The 5,131-nt window shown below is 41.6% G+C and carries 4 protein-coding genes and 1 riboswitch; all 4 genes read right to left on the reverse strand.

Annotation, left to right across the window (positions count from 1 at the left end):
* Positions 1-479 (reverse strand): xanthine dehydrogenase subunit XdhC (gene xdhC / locus QZZ35_RS08845; protein ID WP_291237073.1); only part of this gene is annotated, 479 nt, incomplete at its 3' end.
* A complete protein-coding gene (gene xdhB / locus QZZ35_RS08850) occupies positions 472-1,359 on the reverse strand; it encodes a xanthine dehydrogenase subunit XdhB (protein WP_291237074.1) in 888 nt (295 codons plus the stop codon). The genes xdhC and xdhB, both read right to left, overlap by 8 nt.
* 16 nt (positions 1,360-1,375) lie before the next feature.
* Positions 1,376-3,661, reverse strand: coding sequence for a xanthine dehydrogenase subunit XdhA (xdhA, locus tag QZZ35_RS08855; protein WP_291237075.1), 2,286 nt, complete (start codon positions 3,659-3,661; stop codon positions 1,376-1,378).
* A gap of 4 nt (positions 3,662-3,665) precedes the next feature.
* Positions 3,666-4,958: an amidohydrolase family protein gene (locus tag QZZ35_RS08860; RefSeq protein WP_291237076.1), complete on the reverse strand. Its 1,293-nt coding sequence runs from the start codon at positions 4,956-4,958 to the stop codon at positions 3,666-3,668.
* Positions 4,959-4,995: 37 nt separating this feature from the next.
* Positions 4,996-5,092: riboswitch (purine riboswitch) on the reverse strand.
* Positions 5,093-5,131: the final 39 nt, after the last annotated feature.

Below are 5,131 nucleotides of genomic sequence, written 5' to 3' on the forward strand. Positions count from 1 at the left end.
AGTCTGCGGAGCATCGTTTTTTTAACTGCCCGAAAAATGTTTTCATACCCGGTGCATCGGCACAGATGTCCCGATAACAATTTTCGCAGTTCATCATCCGGTATTTCACGATTCATCTCCAGAATCTCAATTGCACTCATAATAAATCCGGGTGTACAGAAACCACACTGTACGGCCGCTTCATCAATAAATGCCTGTTGAATATCCGAAAGCTCTCCGTTTGGTCCTGACAAACCTTCTACAGTTTTAATATGTTTACCTTCTGCCCACACCGCAAGATACAGACATGAATTAAAACATTCACCGTCAATAATTACGTTACATGCACCGCACTCTCCCACTTCACAGCCTTTTTTTACAGAGGTCATATGATAATCGTCACGCAGCATATCTGTAAGTGAAGCCCTTACATCAACTACTTTCTCAACTTCTTTTCCATTAAGTATAAATGATACTAATTTATATTGATGCTTACTCATCACATTCACCCCCTGATAAGCGGATCGATTCTAATAAACAACGTTCTGCAAGTACTGTTGCGATATGTTCACGGAAAGCTTTGGACGCGCGCCAGCTATCGCGTGGATTTATATCGTTAAGAACTGCGCCGGCAAATGCTTTTATTATATCCATCGATACCGATTTGCCTTTTGCAGCTGCTTCTGCCGACGGACAACGCATCGGAACCGGTCCGGCTACACCGTAGGCAATACGAACATCTTCCATGATCATTTTATCTTCTGACAATTTAACATTTACCGAGCATCCCAGTGTTGCTATGTCCATTGCATTGCGCATAGCATATTTAATATAATGTCCTTTATACCCCTCATAGGATTGTTTAGGAATAATGATTGCTGTCTGAATCTCATCCGGTTTCAGATCGACCACACCTGCTTTAATATAGAACTCTTTAATCGGAATACGACGAACACCCTTAGCACCTGTAAGTTCCACGATTGCATCCCAGGCATGAAGCGTAGAAGCAGAGTCTGCAGACGTAACCCCATTACATGTGTTGCCTCCGATCGTTCCAAGATTACGAATCTGCGGCCCGCCAATCATATCGACTGCTTCTCCAAGAACATTCATATGTTTCTGAATAATAGGATCCTTTGTAATATGTGAAAAACTTGTAAGTGACCCAATGCGGATTGCTCCGTCTTCTTCATAACAAACGCCACGCATAGAATCAATCCCATATATGCTGATCAGTTCCTTTCCTGCACGTTTCCCCTCTCGTACCTGCACCAGAACATCACTTCCGCCAGCGATAATCTGGGCTTCCGGATATTTCAGGCGAAGTCTCACCGCATCTTCCACACTGTCAGCTTCATAAAGTGCTTTTATATCATACATAAGTTTATACCTCCTGCTAAATAAGCCCTTTTTCTTTGAAATATTTAAAAAGAATATGTGGTGTCATTGGGGCTTCATTAATAAATACACCCGTTGCCTGATATACCGCATTACGAATAGCCGGTGCTACAGAACATGTCGGAGGTTCACCCAAAGATTTGGTTCCAAATGCGCTCGTTGGTTCTTCATTTTCAACAAACAATCCTTTAAGCCTTGGATGATCCATAAATGTAGAAATTTTGTAATCAAGTAAGTTATTATTCAACGGACGCCCTGTCTTTTCATCGAAAATAAGCTGTTCTGACAGACCATAACCTATTGCCATACTCATACCTCCGTGTACCTGTGCTTCCGCCAGTGCCGGGTTTATAAGTCTGCCGCAATCATGAACGTTGACAATATCGATCAGCTGAACTTTACAAGCCGGTATATCAACTTCCACCTCTGCGATCGTGCAGCCGAATGAATACGCATTCGACTTAATCTGAGCTGTTGTTTCAGCATGAAAATGCTCACTATGTGTAAGGCTGTAAAGAGCTTCTGTTGCCAATTCTTTCAGCGACATCAGTACACGCCCATCCGATACACGCACAATATTACTGTTCACGATATCAAGTTTATATGCCGGCATTCTTGTAAGCTCATAAGCATACTTAAGAATCCTTTCCTTCAGTGCCAGCCCTGTCTGTCTTATGGAAAAACCGGCTGTATAGGTCTGGCGTGAGGCGTAGGCACCTGTGCCAAAAGGCGTTATATCTGTATCCTGACAAGATATGATATGTACTTCATCCATCTTAATGCCAAGTACATCCGCTGCCATTGCGGCAAATGCTGTATCAGCTCCCTGACCAATCTCCGTTTCCCCAAGCTGCACCTGAATAGAACCATCCTGATTCATGACCATACGACAAGACGATGATTCTAAAGAAATCGGCCATACTGCCGTGTTATACCAAAATACCGCAACACCGATTCCCTTACGAATCGGACCTGTTTGATTCTGATACTTCTTGACTTTTTCATTCCATCCAATAGATTCAATTGCTTTATCCAGACATTGATTGAAGGTATCATCATATAATTCATTTTTTGAAAACGGATCAATATATCCCTTTGGCATCAGATTTTTACGACGAAATTCAACAGGATCCATACCGATAGCTTTTGCCACCTCATCTGTGTGCGATTCCACAGCCCACATAGCCTGCGGAATACCATAACCACGCATGGCACCTGCAACAGCCTTATTCGTAAATACTGTATATGCATCAACTTCCACGTTCTCGCACGGATAGAGTTGATGAAAACAATTGGCTCCTTTTGCTGCGATACTATGACCGTGAGAAGCATAAGCACCCTGATCGGAAAAGGCTTCAAGTTTTCTGGCTGCAAATGTACCGTCCTTGCGAACCCAGGAAATAATATGGGAACGAATAGCATGACGCGTACGATTGCAATAAAATGTTTCTTCCCGGGGAACATCCAGTTTTACCAGATGGCCTCCGACCTGCAGGCAAAGCCAGGCGCACAGTGGTTCATAAAGAATATCCTGTTTATTTCCAAAACCGCCGCCGATATAAGGTTTAATGACACGAATCTTTCCCCAATCCATTCCAAGTGCCTGACCGATTCCCCGGCGAACAATATGCGGAATCTGTGTGGAAGATACGACTGTAAGCCGTCCGTTTTCCATTTTTGCTGTGCAGATAAAATTTTCAATATGACAGTGCTGGACTACGGGTGTATCATACCAGCCTTCTACCTTGATAAGACCTTCTTCTTTTATCGCTTCTTCATAATTACCTTGATAGCGCTGTGTGTGCTTCAAGATATTATTCGGATATTCCTTATGGATCTGCGGTGCCCCGTCTTTCATCGCTTCCTGTACATCCAGGACAAATGGATATTCTTCATATTCAACTTTAATTTTTCTTATGGCCTGCGCAGCAGAAACATCATCCTCAGCTATAACCGCCGCAATATCATCGCCATAAAATCGAACCTCATCCGTCAATACCAGTCGGTCTGCCACGTCCTGATGTGACGGTTCCGTACACCAAGGATGACCTGCCGTTGGAAAATAATGCTTTTCTGTAACGTCAAAACATGTGCAGATTTTAATAACACCCGGAATCTTTTCAGCTTCAGAAGTATCAATTGCTGCCACTTTTCCATGTGCAATCGTGGCATGAACAATACGTGCTACATAAGCTTCCTTATCACAAAAATCGTCTGTATATTTTGTGCGCCCGGTAACTTTATCATACGCATCCACTCTAGGCATATTTTTACCTACATACATTACCTCATCCCCTCTCAAACAATTTTTCTCCTGCTACGTATTTAGCATAAATCTCACGATCATCCGAAAGATATATCATACGTTCAAGTCTCTGCTGCACTGTTAATTCCTGCGGGTGCAAAAGCCTGCTGTCATCCAACACTACTGCATCTACTTCATATCCCGGTTCAAAACTTCCTACCTTTCCGAAAAATTCTCCGCCCCCTTTTGTTGCAATATAAAATGCTTCTGCAACAGTTAACGGTTTCAGTGAATCATCCTGTAATCGCCATCGAAGCTTTGAAGCCTGAATTGCATATGTCATTGCTGCAAATAGATTTTCCGTTGCCCCTCCTGCCACATCACTTCCAATACCTACATGAATTCCCTCATCAAGATATGTGCGGATCGGAGCAACACCCGATGACAGATTGGTATTCGATTCGGGACAGTGTACAACATAGACACCATTTTCTTTTATACGTTTAACTTCCTCTTCATCTGAATGAACACAGTGCGCCATTAAAGTCTTACAATCTTTTCCAAACAAACCGACCTGATCATATGCATCCCCATAAAATGCTGATTCCGGACATAATTCTTTTACCCATGCGATTTCTCCATAATTCTCTGACAAATGTGACTGCACCGGCAATTGATAACTTTTTTGAATCATTTTTAACCGTTTCATCAATTCATCTGTACAACTCGGAATAAACCGGGGTGTCAGAATCGGACGTGTATGGCTGTATTTCTTCGCCATAACCTCTTCTATCCATTCAACAGTCTCATCAACAGATTCCTCTGTATGTTCGATTAAATAATCCGGAGCATTTCTATCCATATTTACTTTGCCAACCATTGTAGAAAGTCCCGACTTTTCCAGTAAATCCATCAAGATCATCGTCGACTTTCTATGAATTGTAGCAAAAATACAAGCTCGCGTTGTCGCTCCCTTTCTCAGATTATCTACAAATATCCTGTAGGCCTTCTGTGCATATTCCGGGTCCTTATACTTTGCTTCTTCGGGAAATGTATTTGTATTAAGCCAATCAAGCAATTCCAAATCCATTCCCAAACCTCTAAAGGCGTATTGTGGCGCATGCACATGCAAATCCACTAATCCCGGAATAATCAAACGATCACCATAATCTTTCACCTGAATTTCTGAGTACGTATCCGGAATCTTTGAAAATACTCCTATAATTTTATTTCCTTCATACAGCAGATAACTATTATCACATATTTCTATCTTTTCCGGATATTTACTATATACGATATTACCTTTGATTCCATACACGAATTGTTTTGTTTTCATCAAAAACTCTGCCTTTCTTTTTAGACAAATAAAAAAGAGTGACTACACAAAGTTATGTAGTCAACTCTTTACGGTAGTTGGTAGAAACACTGAGCCAATCCTCAGCATATACATAAACAGCAATACTTTATAAGATGTCTTTATTGTAACATTAAAAATCATTTACGTCTATA

Origin of the sequence: Frisingicoccus sp., from assembly GCA_016298055.1 — a bacterium.
GTDB lineage: Bacteria > Bacillota > Clostridia > Lachnospirales > Lachnospiraceae > Frisingicoccus.

Excerpts from the sequence above, each read along its gene's own strand:
- xdhB (WP_291237074.1), bottom strand. The coding sequence starts at position 1,359 with ATGTATGATATAAAAGCACTTTATGAAGCTGACAGTGTGGAAGATGCG.
- xdhA (WP_291237075.1), bottom strand. The coding sequence starts at position 3,661 with ATGTATGTAGGTAAAAATATGCCTAGAGTGGATGCGTATGATAAAGTT.
- QZZ35_RS08860 (WP_291237076.1), bottom strand. The coding sequence starts at position 4,958 with ATGAAAACAAAACAATTCGTGTATGGAATCAAAGGTAATATCGTATAT.